The following is a 16,055-nucleotide window of genomic DNA, read 5'->3' on the forward strand; positions in this document are numbered from 1 at the left end:
CTCGCGTCGTCAGTCGTCGAGTTCGACCGTCGTCGACAGCTCCTCGTCAAGTTCGGCGTCGGCCATCTTCTCGACGAGCGCGTCGATCACGTCCTCGCGGCGCCCCTCGACGAATTTGATGGAGCCGACGACGAGGTGTCCGCCGCCGGAGACGCCGCCGCCGCCGACCTCCTCGTTCAGCTCGGTGACCATCTGCGGGATGTCGAGGCGAACGCCGTCCGAGCGCAGGACGGCGAAGTCCGGGCCGTACCCGATCGTGATGACCGGCTCGCCGGTCGCGCGTACCTTCCGGTCGTGGAGTTCACCGGTCGTCTTCCCTGGGGCGGGGTAGGTGAAGCGCTTTGCGAAGTTCTCCAGGTCGATGCGGTAGAGGTGTGCGTCGGAGTGGAGTCGCTCGTGTTCGACGTGCGGTTCGACGGCGTCAAGTTGTTCCGCAACGTCGCGCTCGGCGCGCGTCGAGAGGAACTCGACGAGCTCGCGGTGGCGACTGTCGTCGTCGCTGCCGACGTTGAGCACGTCGCTCACGAGGGTCTTCCCCTCGCTGTAGCGCAGCCAGTGGGCGGCGTAGTCGAGCGCCTCGCCGATGTCTTCGATGTCCGTGCGGTCGTACCCGGCGGTCTCCGCGAGGTCGACGAACTCGTCCATGACCTCCGCCTTCGAGCGATCTGACAGCCCCGCGACCGCAGGGACGTGCCGGAGCTCGTCGGTAATGGTCGGATCGATGAGCCGCGCGAGTTCGACGCACATCATGCCCGTCGTGATTCGGTAGTCTTCGTCGTGGAGGTAGGGGTTGACGTGGGCGTCGAGCAGGTCGTTCACCGCGTCGGGATCCGGGTGGTGGTGGTCGACGACTGCTATCGGCACGTCGTAGTGTGCGAGGTTCTTGTAGGCGGGCACGTCCTCTTCGGTCGACCCGTTGTCGAGCATGAGGAGGAACGGGAGCTTCTGCCCGTGACGGGCGCGCGCCTCAAGCGCGAAGTTGAGGTCCCGAGTCACGTCTTCCATCTCGTAGAAGGGGGCCTTGCTCGGGAGGCGCTTGAGCGTGTGGCGCGCGGCGTCGTCGCCCTCGTGGACCTCCTCGATGTAGTTCTCGAGCGCCAGTTGGACCGGGATCGCCGCGCACATGCCGTCGCCGTCAGCGTGGTGTCGGATGCGGATCGGTCGGCCCTCGAGCACCGTCCGGCGGAGCGTGCGCGCGAGGTCCTCGAGTCCGGGACGGAGTTTCTCGAACGCCGGCCAGTCGACGAGCGGCTCGACCGCCTCGGGCTCGGCGCGCTCGCGCATCGCCTCGTCGAGGCGTTCGCGCGCCGCGGCCGCGGTTTCCCCGTCGAGCACGGCGATATCGTCGACTTCGAGCTGATTGGCGCCGTCGTGGGTTTCGACGGTGCCGGAGACGCGGACGACATCGCCGATCTCGACCGCGGGGTGCGCGCGCACGCCGGCCTCCGCGAAGGCCGCCGCCGCGAGCACGGCCGACTCGTCGGCGACGTGGAAGATCGTCGGGCCGCCGGTCTGTTTGATCTGGGTGATCGTCCCTTCGATGGTCACGGCGTCGCCGACCGTGGCGTCAGCGATCGTGGTGATCTCGGGCTCGTGTTCGACCGAAAGAACGTTCGCATCGGCGAGACCGACGGCCGCGAGGTCGAACGACACGTCTCTGTTCTCCTTCAGTTCTTCGAGCACGACCACCACCTCGTCGCCGACAGCGAACGCCTCGCCGTCGAGATTCGACTCGTGGAGCAGGCCTGACACGTTCTCGGAGATGTCGACGAAGACACCGTAGTCGACCACGCCGTTGACCTCCGCGCGGTAGCGCGCGCCCACGTCCACGTCGGCGAGCGTACAGGCGGGATCAAGATCGTAGACCACGGGTCGAGAATCCCCCTCCCCGTTCTCGCCGGAGTCACCGGCGGCGGAATCACTCATACCGACAGGTGGGTGACGGCGGGTGTTAAGGGTTGTAGTATCGCTCCAGCGGCGGGCATCCGACGACGGCAGCCCTGAGTCGCCCGCCACGGCGCTCCCATCGACACGCTTAGTTGACGCCCGACCGGAGATCTGACAATGCGACTGTTCCGGTCGAGCGAACTGCTCGGCATCGCGGCCGACACCCTCGCGTTCGCGCTCGAGGCCTCCCGGGACACCCATCCGAACGAGTACATGGGCTTCCTCCGAGCGACCGACGCGCGCGACCTCGGCCTCAACCGGTCGGGACAGGTCATCACCGACGTGCTCGTCATCCCCGGCACGACCTCGACGCCGGAGTCCGCGACCGTCCGCGAACACATGAAGCCGAACTCCTCGCGGGCCGTCGGCTCGATCCACTCCCACCCCAACGGCGTCCTCCGACCCTCCGACGCGGACCGTGCGACGTTTCACGCCGGCGACGTGCACATCATCGTCGGTGCGCCCTACGAGCGCGACTGCTGGCGGGCGTTCGACTCCGACGGAGACCCCCGCGACCTCGATGTGATCGACGTGGCGCTGCCCGAGGACGAGGCGTTCTTCGACTTCGACCAGACGGACATCGACGCGGAGTTGTACGATGAGTGAGGGGACCAACGGGAGCCGGCACGACGGCGAGGACGGCGCCGACTCCCCGCGGATCGCGCTCGCGCAGGGCACCTTCGACATCCTCCACCCCGGACACCTCCATTACCTCAAGGACGCGGCCGCACGCGGCGACGAGCTCCACGTCATCGTGGCTCGCCGGGACAACGTCACCCACAAGTCGAAGCCCGTGTGCCCCGACCGACAGCGTCGGGACATGATCGGCGCGCTGGAGGTCGTCGACGAGGCGCACCTCGGGCACCCGGAGGACCTGTTCGTGCCGGTCCGCGAGATCGGACCGGACGTGATCGTCCTTGGGTTCGACCAGCACCACGACGAGTCCGCCATCGCCGACGCGCTCGCGGCCGAGGGCATCGACGCCGAGGTGACGCGCGCGACCGCCCGCGAGCCGCGCTACGAGGGAGAACTCCTCTCGACGGGCGATATCATCGACAAACTGCTGCGCGAGCGCGGGCGGCGGTCGCACTCTGGACCGGAATAGTTCGGACCCGGAGAAGTCCCGCCAGCGGCGCGGGCAACGCCGGCCGAACCGGAGAAATCCGAAGGAAGCCGACGCCGAGACCGGCGATTTCAGGCGTCCGAGAGCGTCGCCTGCCAGAGGTACATCGGCGCGGCGCCGACGGCGAGGGCGCCGACCGCGACGGCAACGAGCGCGAGCGCGCGCAGCGTCGGCGCCGCCGACAGCGACGCACGGAACACGGCCGGGGTGCCAGCGGCGAGGAGGAGCGCGCCCGCGGCCCACAGTCCGAACGCCCGCCGCGTGACCGCGGCGTCGACGCCGTCGCCGAGGCGGACGTAGACGGCGACGAGACCGACCCCCGCCGCGAGCGCGACGCCGGCGCCGACGAACGCGAGCACGACGGTGAGCAGCTGGAACGCCGGAAGCTGCGCGTTCGGGGCGACCGCGACAGCGACGGCGTCCACGGCGACGAGAACGGGGACGGACACGGGGATTACAGGCGGTCGTAGCGCTGAAGTCCGTACCAGATGGCGTCGACCATCCGTGATTCGCCGTCCTCATCGTTCCCGGCGGCACCGCGGTCGTCCGCGGCCGCCTCCTCCCACCCCCGCGCGAGGGCGTCCTCGATGACCGTCAGCGAGTGGTTCTCGAAGTTGTTCATGCCGCGGAAGTCCTCGAGCGCGGCCCGCTCGTCCTCCCCGAACGAGGTGCCCGGCTCCGCGTCGAGGAACCCCAGATCCGCGAGCGTCCCCGACACCGCCAGTGCCGCGTCGCCGGACAGCGCCGCGGGATCGTCGGGCTCCTCGCGGGCGAGCAGCGTCACGTCGTACAGTTTGAACACCCGCTCTAGCTCGTCGATGGGACACTCGTGGTCGTCGACGCGAACGTCGACCCAGCGGTCGGTGCGATCGCCGTAGCCGCCCTCCGGCTTGGCGACGTACAGGGCGGCCGACTGTTCGCCGCGGGAGTCGCCGCCGGCGTCGTTACCCGCGTGCAGCGCCGCGATGAGCCGGTCCGGGAGTCCTCCCTCACTCACCTCGAACGCCTCGGCCATCGCGTCAAGCGTCGCCTCGTTCTCGAGGATGTTCCCCTGAACCGTGTAGTCCGTCCCCTGCCGGTCGCCGGCGACCTCGAAACACTCCTCGCCGGTGAACGCCGCCGGCTCGCCGTCGAGCCCGATGACCCCGATCTGTCGCTGTGGGGCCTCGTCGTCGGCGTCGGTGAGCGCCTCGATCGCCTCGGCGGCGGTGTGCCCCTCCCGGAGGAGATCGAGCCCGTCCGGGCCGTACGCCACGTTGGCGAAGCTCTGGGTTGCGACCGCGCCCGCGTCCGCAGCGACGAACGGCACGACGGCGCCGACGGAGACGAACTTCGACTGGACCGCGACCCCGACCGCGTCCGTCTCGGGGTCGCGCGCTGCAATGGAGAACGTCATTCGATGGCACCTGCGGCGGCGACGGCAAAAGCATGCCGGGGTGCCCCAGACGAGGGCATATCCGAGGACGGTTGCGTCTCCCACTGGGGGGAGTTCCACGCGCGAAGCGGCGGAGAGACGCTCATGACACGTGTTCGATCAGCTCGACGATGGTCCCGGCGGGATCGGCGAGGAACGCGATCCGGAGGTCGCCGAAGCGCTCGGGACCCATCACCCAGTCGACGCCGGCACCGACGGCGTCTATCGCCTCGCGGGCGGCATCCACGTCGTCGACGACGAAGCCGAAGTGGAGCAGCCCGTTCGGCATCGACTCCACGTCGCCGGTCGCCTCGTAGGGCGCCCGGTCGAAGACGTACACGCGCTTGTCGGCCACCTCGAGGGCGACGTGTTCGACCGCGGTCGCGCCCTCTCCGTCGTCGGCGTGGCCGCGCTCGATGACGGTCCCGTCGAGCGCCTCCTCGTAGAACGCCGCCGTCGCGTCGACGTCGTCGGCCTTCAGCGCCACGTGGAAGAACGAATTCGGAGTCACGACCGGCCCGTCGTCGCCCCCGACCAAGGCTGTACCGGCTGCCCGAGTTCGGTCCCGAGACCCCGAGGCCGATCCGGGGTGGCGACGTGCCCGCCCCGGCGGCGACGAGGCGTTTTTCACTGTACCCCCGATACGTGGGGCCATGGAAGTCCGCGGCGAACGAGAGTGCACGGAGTGCGGGACTCGCTGGTCGTACTTCGAGACGGGCAGCGTCGCCTGCCCCGACTGCGGAAGTCTCCGGAGCGTCGGGACCGGCGAGCGCCGCAGACACACCGACGCGCCCGCGGAGTTGGATCTGAATCCGGTGCTCGTCCGCCTCGACGACACCCCGCTCGCGGACCTCGTCGACGAGATCAAAGCCGAGTGCCGCAGCTACCTCCGCAAGCGGGGATTCATCCGCGGCGGCGACCTCGCGCCGCTGGACGACGCGTACCTCGCGGCCGCCGAGCTGCGCCACGCCGCCGACGTGTACGGTCGCCTCGCCGGTCCCGGCGGCGGCCGCGCGGACGCGACGATCCGCGACGGAGACCGCTCCCCAGAGGGTGCAAGCCCCGGCGTCACCGACGACGAGGAGTGGTACCTCACCAGCCTCCTGCGGGCGGCCGACACGGGCGAGCGCCCGGACGCGAGCGAGGTGCCCCCGCGGATGCACGAGGCGCGCGGCCTCGCCGCCGTCGAGGCGGTGCTCGAGTATCGAACCGACGTGTCGACGTACCTCGATGAGCACCCAGATCCCGAGGCGAGCCGGACGCTCGGCGCGATCCGCGACCGCGCGAAGCGGGTGGATGCGCTGGATGGCGACGTGGCACCCGCGGAGGCGGACGCGCTCGTCGCCGCCGCTGTGGAGTTGGGTCGGTACCTCATCGCCGACGACCCGGAGGCGCTGGCGAGCGCCCGAGAACGCCTCGAAGACACCGAGTGAGGCCGCACTGCGGGGCCGACCGCTCGCCTCACCCGTCGCTCCGGTCGAACCCCTCGCGGAGCGCCGCGGCCGTGTCCGCCAGTACCTCGCGGGCCGCACTCACACCGAGTTCGCCGAGCATCCCTGCGACGCCGTGGATCAGCGACGGGTAGTGGAGGTGGTCGACGGGGACGCCGGCGTCCGCGAGCGCCTCGGCGTAGGCGACCCCCTCGTCGCGCAGCGGGTCGAACCCGCAAGTGACGACCGTTGCCGACGGGAGATCGGCGTGGCTGCACGCCGCCAACGGGCACGCGTACGAGTTCGCGAGTTCGAGGTCGCTCCGCCAGTAGTGTCGCCGGAAGTAGTCGATGTCCTCCCGTTCGAGGTAGTAGCCCTCAACGTTCTCCTCGTAGGACGGCCAGTCGCCGGTCGGGTCCACGACCGGATAGAGGAGCGTCTGGTGGTCGATGACCGGGCCGCCCGTCTCACGGGCGTGCAGGGCGACCGCCGCCGCGAGGTTGCCGCCCGCGCTGTCGCCGCCGACGGCGAGTCTACCGTCCCCGTCCACCGCCTCGGGATCGTCCGCGACCCACTCGGTCGCCGCGATCGCGCCCTCCAACCCCGCGGGAAACGGGTGTTCCGGAGCGAGCCGGTAGTCGACCGAGACGACGACGCAGTCCGCCTCATCGACGAGCACCCGGCAGATCCCGTCGACCGTGTCGAGCGAGCCGATCACCCAGCCGCCGCCGTGGAAGTAGACGAGCACCGGGAACGGCCCCTCGCCCTCGGGCGTGTACACCCTGATCGGGACCTCCGGCCCGTCGCCATACCCGGCAACTGTGCGGTCCGTGACCGTCGCCAGATTCGGGACGTTCGTCGGCTCGCCGCGCCAGTCGGAGAAGAACTCGCGGGCCTCCCGCGGAGAGAGGTCGTGCAGGTCCGGGACGTCCGCGTCGTCCATCGTCTCCAACAGCTCCCTCGCCTCGGGGTCGAGATCCTCGTCGCGGTCCATGTGGGACGGTACCGAGGACCGGAGAATAAATCGGTTGCCGGAGATCGGTCGGAAACGGCGAGAACGGAGCGCGACCGAGCCCCGATCAGGGCAGTTCGATCTCGACGCCGTGCTGTTCGCTCGCGGCCTTCACCGTGTTGTACAGCAGCATCGCGCGTGTCATCGGGCCGACCCCGCCGGGAACGGGAGTGATCGCGCCGGCCTTCTCGTGCACCTCGTCGTAGTCCACGTCTCCGACGAGGGTCGACTCCCCGTCGCGCTCGATGCGGTTGATCCCCACGTCGATGACGGTCGCGCCCTCGCTCACCATGTCGGCGGTGATGAACTCCGGGATGCCGGCGGCGGCGACGACGATGTCCGCGCGCCGGGTGTGGCTGGCGAGGTCGTCGGTCCGGGAGTGACACACCGTGGTCGTGGCGTTGCCGCCCTCGCCGCGGCCGAACAGGAGGTTCGCCATGGGCTTGCCGACGATGTCGGAGCGCCCAACGACGACCGCCTCCTTCCCCTCAGGGTCCACGTCCGCCGACGCGAGCAGGCGCTGGATGCCGTGAGGCGTGCAGGGCTTGAATCGCGGGTTGCCGGCGACGAGGCGACCCACGTTCTCCGGGTGGAAGCCGTCCACGTCCTTCGCGGGGTTGACCGAACGGAGGACACGTCGGGTGTCGACGTGGTCGACGACGGGCATCTGGACGAGGATGCCGTGGACCCCGTCGTCGGCGTTGAGGTCGTCGATGGTGTCGTACAGCTCCTCGGCGGGTGCGTCGTTGTCGACGTCGACGTGGATGCCCCGCATCCCGACCTCCTCGCAGTCGTTCTGCTTCATCGAGACGTACGTCTCGCTGGCCGGGTCGTCGCTCATCAGCACGGTCGCGAGCGCGGGGTCGACGCCCTCGGCCTGCAGCGTCTCCACGCAGTCTGCGACGCCGGACCGGATCTCCGCGGCGACGGCGTTCCCGTCGATATCGGTCATGGTCGATGAGGGAACGGCGAGGCGTAAGTATCCTCGGATTCGTGCACAACAGCCGCGTTCTAGTGCTAGAAAACAGCACAAACGTGGATATTCGAAGGCCGGCCGGATCGACGGCGGGACCTACTCGTACAGCGGGTGCGCGTCGGTGAGTTCGCCGACGCGCTCTCGGACCTCCGCGATCACCGATTCGTCACCGACGTTGTCGACGACGCGGTAGATGAGGTCGCCGACCTCCCGGAGGGCCGCCTCGTCGAAGCCGCGGGTGGTGAGCGCCGGGGTGCCCGCGCGGATACCCGAGGGGTCGAACGGCGAGCGCGTCTCGCCGGGGACGGTGTTCGCGTTGAGGACGATGCCGGCCTCGGCGAGCGCCTCCTCGGCGTCGCCGCCGGAGGTGTCGGGGTGGGATTCGCGCAGGTCGACGAGGACGAGGTGGGTGTCGGTACCGCCGGAGACGACCTCCAGCCCGTTGTCCGCGAACGACTCCGCGAGCGCCTCGGCGTTGTCGACCACCTGCTGTGCGTACTCGTCGAACGCCGGGTCCAGCGCCTCTCCGAAGCCAACGGCCTTGCCCGCGATGTTGTGCATGAGGGGGCCGCCCTGCCCGCCGGGGAAGACCGCCGCGTCGATGTCGCCGGCGTGCTCCTCGCCGCACATGACGATCCCGCCGCGGCCCGCGCGGATCGTCTTGTGCGTCGAGCCGGTGACGAAGTCGGCGACGCCGACGGGCGAGTCGTGGACACCGGCGGCGACGAGCCCGGTGATGTGGGCGATGTCAGCGAGGTGGTAGGCGTCGACCGCATCGGCGACCGCCTGGATGCGCTCCCACTCGACCTCCCGCGGGTACGCCGAGTACCCGGAGACGATGATGTCGGGGTCGAACTCGTCGGCCTGTTCGGCGAGCGCCTCGTAGTCGATGTAGCCTGTCTCGGTGTCGACGTCGTACTGCTCGACCTCGAACAGCTGGCCCGTGAAGTTCGCCGGGTGGCCGTGGCTGAGGTGCCCCCCGTGCTCCAACTCCAGCGAGAGGATCTTATCGCCCGGCTCCAGCGTCGCGAGGTAGACCGCCATGTTCGCCTGCGTGCCCGAGTGGGGCTGGACGTTGACGTGCTCGGCCCCCCACAGTTCCGTCGCACGCTCGATGGCGAGTTCCTCCACGTCGTCCGCGAACTCACAGCCCGCGTAGTAGCGCTTGCCGGGGTAGCCCTCGGCGTACTTGTTCGTGAGCGCGCTACCTTGCGCCTCCAGTACGGCCTCGGAGACGTGGTTTTCGGAGGCGATCATGGCCAGGGTGTCCTGCTGGCGGCGAACCTCGCCCTCCAGGGCGTCTGCGACCGCGGGGTCGGTCTCGCGGACCTCGGAATACTCCATACCTTGGGTCCGGTCAGCGGTCACAAAAAGCCATGCGTACGCGCATGGACCGCCGCCGCCGACGGCACGGAGACGGGGATGACGACAGCGACGGCGACGATAAGGCTAAATGGGGCCACTTCCGACGTGCGAGCAGTTCGAATGCAGGTAGAACGAACCGATGATGGGCTCCGCGCGGTCGACGCCGCCAAGCAGTCTTTGACCGTCCGCGCGGAGGAGTGGGCCGACTGCGCGGCGGCCCCGTCGCTGGACGCCGGGATCGGCGCGCTCGGGCTCGGCGACACGTGGGAGCCGGACGCGACGGTGGCCGGGTCGGCGCGGTCGCTCGGGTTCCCGCCCGTCTACGCCCCGGCGCGCGACATCGACACCGGCGAGTTGTTCGACCTCGGCAGCGGGACCGGCCCGTTGTCGCTCCCGCAGGGCTCGTACGTCCTCCGCGTCGACAGCCGCGTCGACGCGTACGTCCGCTTCGACGGCCCGGCGGCGATCGAAAAGCCAGGGTACGAGCGACTCCGCGTTCGCTTCCCTGGCGAGACGGCGGTCGAGATCGGGTTCGGCGGCGGCGTCCGCGACGACCCCGGGACCGTGACGGTGCCGCGGACGCCGACGGGCGTCGCCGCCGCGCTGTCGGCGTTCCCCGCGGGCCACCGTACCGCGACCGCAGACCGGTCGTTCAACAGCATGCGCGGTCGGCCGCCGCGCATCGCGTTCGGCGAGTCCGTGTCGATCCCGGAGTCGGTGCGCGACGCCCGCGGCGACTCCGACGCGCGCGTCGTCGTACCCCCCGATCTCGCCTCCCTGTTCGTGGTGTCGCCGCTGGCACACTACGTCGGCGCCGAGGTCGCTGTGAGTGCCGACGGGCCGCCGCGGATCGAGACCCCCGAGACGACGCGTACGCTCGACCGGCTTCCAACGTTGCAAGACGAGGTGACCTCGCTGCTCGAACGGGTGTTCTATCTGGACTGCGTCGTGCGGGAAGCGGGTCCCCACGGGTCAGGCCTCTCTGTCGCGTCGGCGATCGACGACCTCGGACTCGACGCGGAGGCGCTGTACACCGCACCGCCGGCCGAGCGGGTGGACGCCTACCTCGCGGCGCCGTTCGACGCCGTCGCCGACCGATTCCCCGAGTGGCACCTGTCGATGTCGATCGACCCGCGGTACGAGCACGCGCCGACGCTGTCGTACCTCCTCGCGAACGTCCCGCACGTTCGGGTCGCGGAGTCGACCGGACTGGACGAGACCGAGTGGCTGGACACTTCGCTGTCTGCGTTCTACCGGCGCGACGCCGGCGACGTGGCGTCGGTCGAGTTGGTACAGCCGTCGCTCGGACCCGCACGTACCCACGGCTGGCTCGCCGACGGCGTGCCTATCGACGCGTTCAAGACCGTCCCCGAGGCGTACGAGAACCGGTCGCTGTACCTCGACGCCCCTGGAGAGCCGATCTCGATCGTCGCCATTCTGAACGACGGCGACATGCGCGAGGAGCACGACGAGGTCGCCGACCACTACCGCGAGCGCGCCGCCGCACTCTATCTAGACGTCACGCTCGAAGAGCACCTCACCGTCGACGAACTCGCGACCGTGTTCGAGTCGCGGACGGACCTCGTCCATTACATCGGTCACTGCGAGCGCGAGGGACTCCGGTGTGCCGACGGCTACCTCTCGGCGTCGAGCCTCTCGGCGTCGAACGCGCAGACGTTCTTCCTGAACGCCTGCGGCTCCTTTCACGAGGGGATCGAACTCATCCGAAAGGGGAGCGTCGCGGGCGCGGTCACATTCAACGAGGTGCTCGACAGTCAGGCGGCCACCGTGGGGACGATGTTCGCCCGACTGCTCGTCAACGGCTACTGCATGGAGCGCGCGCTCGACAAATCGCGGCGGCAGATCATGACCGGGAAGGACTACGCCGTGGTCGGCGACGGGACGCACGTCCTGACGCAGTCGGAGGACATCGTCGGCACCGACGTGGCGGTGACGCGCCGCAACGACGGTCGCTTCGACGTGACCGTTTCAATGGGCGCGCCCTGGATGACCGGAGGATTCTTCCGCCCGTATCTCCAGGACAGCGACGAGACGCACCTGCTCGGGGCGACGACGGCGTTCACCGTCGATCGCGCGGAGCTGGCCGAGTTCCTCTCGTACGCGGACAACCCCGTGTTGTTCGACGGGTCGCTCCGCTGGTCGGACGCGCTCGCGGCCGAATTCGGTGACCGATAAGTCGGCGCTGCCTGAAACGGGAGCCGGGAGCGACCGTCAGGGACCGCCCGACACGTCGCCGACCGACGTGGATCCCGCGCCGATTTCGGCGGCCCCCGCGGTATCCGACGACAAGAATAGCACAACCGCCAGCCCGGCGGTCACCACCGTCCGCGGGTGACGGGTGAGAGCGGTCGTCACCACCGACCCCACCGTGCGACTCAGGTTCGCGATTCGTGACATATTACGATTATATCCATGTCAGAAGTTAACATCCACCCCGTCTTTTATATGCTCTATATTTTCCCGTATTCTTTCCGTAGCAGGCTTGATTCCCCGATTTTCCCGTTAGTATTAAATAGCTCTCTGGCGATGCAGTAACTAGTCATGACCACAAATGTGTTCAAGCGATCCGTGGATGACGTACTCCGGGCGTTGTTCGAACGGTCGACCGGCGAGCTGGTAATTGTCGACCCCAACGCGGCGGTCGTCGAGTCGCTGATCGATGTCGGCGCCGACTACGAGGGGGAGCTTCCGACGCTCAACGTCCTCGCCGACGGCCGCCTCCTCAAAGACGTGATGGACGACTTCCTCATCGCCGGCGAGGCCGCGGACCTGATCGACGCCGGGACGATGACCCTGCGGGAGATCGAAGCCAGCGCGGACAACACGCTCGTGGTCGGGGAAGACGAGCTGTATGCGATCGTCACCGCAGACGAGCATGTCGCTGCGCTCGCGGCCGACGACGACTCCTTCGCCGCAGACGCCTACGAGACATACCACGGCCGGTGGGCGGACGCGACGGCGTTCAACCTCCGCACGCCGGCGCTGTCTCGGGTCCGCTCGACGCTCGATGAGGACATCGGCGAGCCGGTCCGCGCCGACTTCGACGCCGTGCTCGCGTCGCTGGAGACCGCCCGCGGGGACGGCGACGGCCTCGACGAGGTGACGATCTCGCTGCTCGTCGCCGCGAAAAACGACGTGCTGTTGTACGACATCAGCAAGTGGGGAGAGGACATCGGGATCGCCTCCAAGGCGACGTTCTCGCGGACGAAGACCCACCTGGAGGATCTGGGCCTCATCGACACCGAGAAGGTACCGATCGACGTTGGCCGCCCGCGCCTGCGCCTGAAGCTGGGCGACGACCGCCTGCGCGAGGCCGACATCGACGAACTCGCCAGCGTCGCCCACCGGCTGCTGAACTGAGCGCCGACTCCGGACCCCCGCATCCGGCGCCGTCGTACGAGCCGCACTCCGGGCCACGCCGCGGCGACCGGCCACCTTTTTGTGCGACTCACTCCACGAGCGGGGCATGGACATCGCCATCGTCGGTCCCGACCCCGCGGTCGAGCCGCTTCGGGGCGCCTTCGCCGACATCGAGGCGAACGTGATGGAGGTGGAGGCCGGCCTCCTGGACGGCTTCGACTTCGCCGTCGTCGTGGGCACCACCGGCGACGACGCCTTCCGCACCGCCACGCGGCTCGTCGACGACTGGGTCGCCGTCGAGGTCGGCGGGATCGGCGGGCGCGCGATCGAGGGGCTCGACGCCGCGGTCACCGTCTTCTCCGCCGACAGCGGCTGTTACGACTGCCTGCGCGACCGGGTGCGGGCCAACGTCCCCTCGACGGATGCGACGCCGCAGGGCACCCGCAGCGCCGTCCGGTTCGCAGGAGCCCTGGCGGGCCGGCGCGCCATCCAACACCTCTCCGGCGCCGACGTGGCCGGCACCGTCACCGAGGTGGACGGGCCCGAGCGGACGTTCCTGCCATCGCCGGGGTGCGACTGCGGCGCCGCGCCGACGGGGTTCGAGATCTGCGCGCCCGCGGAGCCGGTCGACCTCGACGACGCCGTCGACCGGATGGACCGCGCGGTCGACGATCGGCTCGGAGTCGTCACCGACGTGGGCGAGCGCGAGTCGATGCCGGCGCCGTACTACATCGCGCGGACGACCGACACCGCGGCGTTCGCCGACGCCCGCTGCGCCGAGTTCGCCGCCGGCGTCGCCGCCGACTGGGACGCCGCGTACGCGAAGGCGATCGGCGAGGGGCTCGAACGCTACTGCGCGGGCACCTACCGCGCGTCGTCGTTCAGGTCGGCGCCGACCGCCGGCGTCGTCGACGCGGTGCCGGTTGACCGGTTCGTGCGCCCCGACGGCGCCGAGACGCCCGAGCCGGACGACCACATCTCGTGGGTCCCCGGGATCGATCTGGCGACCCGCGAGTCGGCGTCGCTGCCGGCGGCGTTCGTCGTGTTCCCGCCCCCCGAGGAGCGGTTCGCACCGGCGATCACGACGGGGCTCGGGCTGGGAAACTCGACGGCCGAGGCATTGCTGTCGGGGCTGTACGAGGCGGTCGAGCGCGACGCCTCGATGCTGTCGTGGTACTCGACGTTCGATCCGATGGGGCTGACCGTCGACGACGAGCGGTTCGAGACGCTGCACAAGCGGGCGCACGCCGAGGACCTCTCCGTGACGACGCTGCTGCTCACGCAGGACGTGGACGTGCCGGTCGTCGGCGCTGCGGTCCACCGCGACGCCGAGACGGGCGAGTGGCCGCGGTTCGCGATGGGGTCGGCCGCCGACCTCGACGCCGCGGCGGCCGCCCGGAGCGCGCTCGCTGAGGCGCTGCAAAACTGGATGGAGCTGCGAGCGATGGGGCCCGAGCGGGCGAGCGACGAGGAGGGCGCCATCGGCTCGTACGCCGACTTCCCCGAGCGCGTCCGGGAGTTCGTCTCCCCCGAGGTGACGCTCCCCGCGGCCGACGTGACCGACGACGACGCGGAACTCGACGGCGTCACCGAGGTCGAGGCCCTCGTCGACCGGCTCTCGACCGCCGGCCTCAACGCGTACGCCGCGCGCCTCACCACCCGCGACGTGGCCGCGCTCGGTTTCGAGGGCGTGCGCGTGCTCGTCCCGGAGGCGCAGCCGCTGTTCACCGGCGAGCCGTTCTTCGGCGACCGGCTGGCGGCGGTCTCGTCGTCGATGGGCTTTGAACCGGAGCCGGAGAAGGCGTACCACCCATTCCCGTAGCGAGGGGACGGCGAGCCGCCAGCCTCCCGCGACGGTCGACCCAACCCGGAGCGTTCTTGCCTGCCACCGCACACCACTCACCCACTCGAATGCCCCGGTTCGTCCACTACTCCGACATTGAGAACGTCTACGACGACCCCGAGCGGGCGGGTCGACTCGCTGGCCTGATCTCCGACCTCGACGGCGCCGACGCCGCGGTCGTCGGGTCCGGCGACAACACCTCACCGGGGGTCGCGGCGACGGTGTCGAAGGGCCGGCAGGCGGTCGACTTCTTCGGCGCCGTCGGCACCGACGTGGAGACGTTCGGCAACCACGACTTCGATTTCGGCACCGACGCGACCCGCGCGATCGTCGCCGACTCCCCGCAGACGTGGGTCTCGGCGAACGTCCGCGACGAGTCGGGCGAGCCGTTCGGCGAGGCCGAGGGCGTCGTCCCGTGGACCGTCGAGCGCGTCGACGGCGACCGCGTCGGCTTCCTCGGCGTCACCGACCCGAACACGGACTCGCTGAACCCCTCGGCCGCCGAGATGACGTTCACCGACCCGTACGAGGCCGCCCGCGATGCGGTCGCCGCGATGGAAGCCTCGGTCGGGGGCGACGGCGCCGACGGCGAGGGTATCGACTACGTCGTCGCCGTCTCCCACCTCGGCGGCGGCGACGACGACCTCGCGCGCGTCGACGGCGTCGACCTCGTGCTCGGCGGGCATATCCACAGCGAGCGCGCAGAGGAAGTGGACGGGGTGCTGTGCACCCGCCCGGGCGTCAACGGCGAGACCGTGCTTGAGGTGACACTCGACGACGACGGCGCGAGCGTGCGGCGTCACAGCCCCGCCGACGCGCCGGTCGACGATCGCCTCGCGGACGGACTGCGCGAGCGCATCACTGCGGCGGGCCTCGACGAGGTCGTCGGCCGCGTCGACGAGCCGATCGTCCGCACCGACGAGACGGTCCACGGCGGCGAGTGTCGCCTCGGCAACCTCGTCGCCGACGCCTACCGGTGGGCCGCGGACGCCGACGTGGGCCTGCAGAACGCCGGCGGGCTCCGGCTGGGCGACGACCTGGTCGGCGACGTAACGCTCGCGGACCTGCTGTCGGTGCTGCCGTTCGAGGAGCCGGTCGTCGTCGTCGAGCTCACGGGGGCGGAGCTCCGCGCGGCGTTCGCCGAGATGTCCGCCTCCGTGGTCGACTTCGGCGAGGACGACTGGTGGCACGGCCACCTCAGCGGCGCGCGCGTCGTCTGGGACGACGAGCGCGAGGAGCTCGTCGACGCGAGCGTCGGCGGCGACGCGATCGATCCGGACCGGCTGTACCGCGTCGCGACGCCGGGGTACCTGCTCCACTCCGACCACGAGTTCCCGACTATCGAGGAGCGCCACCGCGCCGGCGAGCACGGGATCCAACACGAGGTGCTGGCCGAGTACGTGCGCGAACACGGGGTCGCCCCCGAGATCGACGGACGGATCCGGCGCGTCGCCACCGGCGACGCTCGGGAAGCGACGCCCGGCGACTCCTCCGAGAACGCCCCAACCGACGCGACGGCCGGCGCCGGCGACCCCGTCGGCGACGAGTAATCGCCGCGGCGACC

General features: G+C 70.2%; 14 protein-coding genes. 7 read left to right on the forward strand and 7 right to left on the reverse strand.

Annotation, left to right across the window (positions count from 1 at the left end; translation table 11 throughout):
- Positions 1 to 9: 9 nt before the first annotated feature.
- Entirely contained in the window at positions 10 to 1,926 is a 1,917-nt protein-coding gene (locus BUE16_RS11840; protein ID WP_073309926.1) for a DHH family phosphoesterase, read from the reverse strand.
- Between the two features lie 138 nt (positions 1,927 to 2,064).
- Here BUE16_RS11840 and BUE16_RS11845 point away from each other — a divergent pair, with 138 nt between their 5' ends.
- Both BUE16_RS11845 and BUE16_RS11850 read left to right on the forward strand, forming a co-directional pair.
- Positions 2,065 to 2,553: a Mov34/MPN/PAD-1 family protein gene (locus BUE16_RS11845; RefSeq protein WP_073309928.1), complete on the forward strand. Its 489-nt coding sequence runs from the start codon at positions 2,065 to 2,067 to the stop codon at positions 2,551 to 2,553.
- A complete protein-coding gene (locus BUE16_RS11850; RefSeq protein WP_079991625.1) occupies positions 2,546 to 3,052 on the forward strand; it encodes an adenylyltransferase/cytidyltransferase family protein in 507 nt (168 codons plus the stop codon). Before BUE16_RS11845 ends, BUE16_RS11850 begins: the two co-directional genes overlap by 8 nt.
- Before the next feature lie 89 nt (positions 3,053 to 3,141).
- Here the strand turns inward: BUE16_RS11850 and BUE16_RS11855 are convergent, their stop codons facing one another.
- The 3 genes from BUE16_RS11855 to BUE16_RS11865 form a co-directional block, all read right to left on the reverse strand.
- Entirely contained in the window at positions 3,142 to 3,519 is a 378-nt protein-coding gene (locus BUE16_RS11855) for a hypothetical protein (RefSeq protein ID WP_073309930.1), read from the reverse strand.
- A 5-nt stretch (positions 3,520 to 3,524) separates the two neighbouring features.
- Positions 3,525 to 4,466 carry a DUF1028 domain-containing protein gene (locus tag BUE16_RS11860; RefSeq protein ID WP_073309933.1) on the reverse strand — a complete coding sequence of 314 codons (942 nt, stop codon included), beginning with the start codon at positions 4,464 to 4,466 and terminating at the stop codon, positions 3,525 to 3,527.
- A 121-nt stretch (positions 4,467 to 4,587) separates the two neighbouring features.
- Positions 4,588 to 4,995, reverse strand: coding sequence for a VOC family protein (locus BUE16_RS11865; protein WP_200778428.1), 408 nt, complete (start codon positions 4,993 to 4,995; stop codon positions 4,588 to 4,590).
- Positions 4,996 to 5,137: 142 nt separating this feature from the next.
- Between BUE16_RS11865 and BUE16_RS11870 the strand changes: the two genes are divergently transcribed.
- Positions 5,138 to 5,917, forward strand: a complete 780-nt coding sequence (locus BUE16_RS11870) for a DUF7117 family protein (protein ID WP_073309937.1) — start codon at positions 5,138 to 5,140, stop codon at positions 5,915 to 5,917.
- Between the two features lie 28 nt (positions 5,918 to 5,945).
- Here the strand turns inward: BUE16_RS11870 and BUE16_RS11875 are convergent, their stop codons facing one another.
- The 3 genes from BUE16_RS11875 to glyA all read right to left on the reverse strand — a co-directional run bounded on the left by BUE16_RS11875 (position 5,946) and on the right by glyA (position 9,246).
- A complete protein-coding gene (locus BUE16_RS11875; RefSeq protein ID WP_073309939.1) occupies positions 5,946 to 6,908 on the reverse strand; it encodes an alpha/beta hydrolase in 963 nt (320 codons plus the stop codon).
- 85 nt (positions 6,909 to 6,993) lie between these two features.
- Positions 6,994 to 7,878, reverse strand: a complete 885-nt coding sequence (locus BUE16_RS11880) for a tetrahydrofolate dehydrogenase/cyclohydrolase catalytic domain-containing protein (protein ID WP_073309942.1) — start codon at positions 7,876 to 7,878, stop codon at positions 6,994 to 6,996.
- 120 nt (positions 7,879 to 7,998) lie between these two features.
- Entirely contained in the window at positions 7,999 to 9,246 is a 1,248-nt protein-coding gene (glyA, locus tag BUE16_RS11885; protein ID WP_073309943.1) for a serine hydroxymethyltransferase, read from the reverse strand.
- Positions 9,247 to 9,387: 141 nt separating this feature from the next.
- On the opposite strand from glyA, the gene BUE16_RS11890 reads away from it, so the two are divergent.
- From BUE16_RS11890 to BUE16_RS11910, 4 genes are all read left to right on the forward strand, one after another.
- Positions 9,388 to 11,463 carry a hypothetical protein gene (locus tag BUE16_RS11890; RefSeq protein WP_073309945.1) on the forward strand — a complete coding sequence of 692 codons (2,076 nt, stop codon included), beginning with the start codon at positions 9,388 to 9,390 and terminating at the stop codon, positions 11,461 to 11,463.
- Between the two features lie 366 nt (positions 11,464 to 11,829).
- Complete coding sequence (tbsP, locus tag BUE16_RS11900) at positions 11,830 to 12,648, forward strand: transcriptional regulator TbsP (protein WP_073309949.1); 819 nt, start codon at positions 11,830 to 11,832, stop codon at positions 12,646 to 12,648.
- Between the two features lie 106 nt (positions 12,649 to 12,754).
- Positions 12,755 to 14,470 (forward strand): YcaO-like family protein, encoded by a 1,716-nt coding sequence (locus BUE16_RS11905; protein WP_073309951.1) that lies wholly within the window; start codon positions 12,755 to 12,757, stop codon positions 14,468 to 14,470.
- Positions 14,471 to 14,559: 89 nt separating this feature from the next.
- A complete protein-coding gene (locus BUE16_RS11910) occupies positions 14,560 to 16,041 on the forward strand; it encodes a bifunctional metallophosphatase/5'-nucleotidase (RefSeq protein WP_073309953.1) in 1,482 nt (493 codons plus the stop codon).
- Positions 16,042 to 16,055: the final 14 nt, after the last annotated feature.

This window comes from Halobaculum gomorrense (genome assembly GCF_900129775.1).
In the GTDB taxonomy this organism is placed as follows: Archaea; Halobacteriota; Halobacteria; order Halobacteriales; family Haloferacaceae; genus Halobaculum; species Halobaculum gomorrense.

Excerpts from the sequence above, each read along its gene's own strand:
- BUE16_RS11840 (WP_073309926.1), bottom strand. The coding sequence starts at position 1,926 with ATGAGTGATTCCGCCGCCGGTGACTCCGGCGAGAACGGGGAGGGGGAT.
- BUE16_RS11845 (WP_073309928.1), top strand. The coding sequence starts at position 2,065 with ATGCGACTGTTCCGGTCGAGCGAACTGCTCGGCATCGCGGCCGACACC.
- BUE16_RS11850 (WP_079991625.1), top strand. The coding sequence starts at position 2,546 with ATGAGTGAGGGGACCAACGGGAGCCGGCACGACGGCGAGGACGGCGCC.
- BUE16_RS11860 (WP_073309933.1), bottom strand. The coding sequence starts at position 4,466 with ATGACGTTCTCCATTGCAGCGCGCGACCCCGAGACGGACGCGGTCGGG.
- BUE16_RS11870 (WP_073309937.1), top strand. The coding sequence starts at position 5,138 with ATGGAAGTCCGCGGCGAACGAGAGTGCACGGAGTGCGGGACTCGCTGG.
- BUE16_RS11875 (WP_073309939.1), bottom strand. The coding sequence starts at position 6,908 with ATGGACCGCGACGAGGATCTCGACCCCGAGGCGAGGGAGCTGTTGGAG.
- BUE16_RS11880 (WP_073309942.1), bottom strand. The coding sequence starts at position 7,878 with ATGACCGATATCGACGGGAACGCCGTCGCCGCGGAGATCCGGTCCGGC.
- glyA (WP_073309943.1), bottom strand. The coding sequence starts at position 9,246 with ATGGAGTATTCCGAGGTCCGCGAGACCGACCCCGCGGTCGCAGACGCC.
- BUE16_RS11890 (WP_073309945.1), top strand. The coding sequence starts at position 9,388 with ATGCAGGTAGAACGAACCGATGATGGGCTCCGCGCGGTCGACGCCGCC.
- tbsP (WP_073309949.1), top strand. The coding sequence starts at position 11,830 with ATGACCACAAATGTGTTCAAGCGATCCGTGGATGACGTACTCCGGGCG.
- BUE16_RS11905 (WP_073309951.1), top strand. The coding sequence starts at position 12,755 with ATGGACATCGCCATCGTCGGTCCCGACCCCGCGGTCGAGCCGCTTCGG.
- BUE16_RS11910 (WP_073309953.1), top strand. The coding sequence starts at position 14,560 with ATGCCCCGGTTCGTCCACTACTCCGACATTGAGAACGTCTACGACGAC.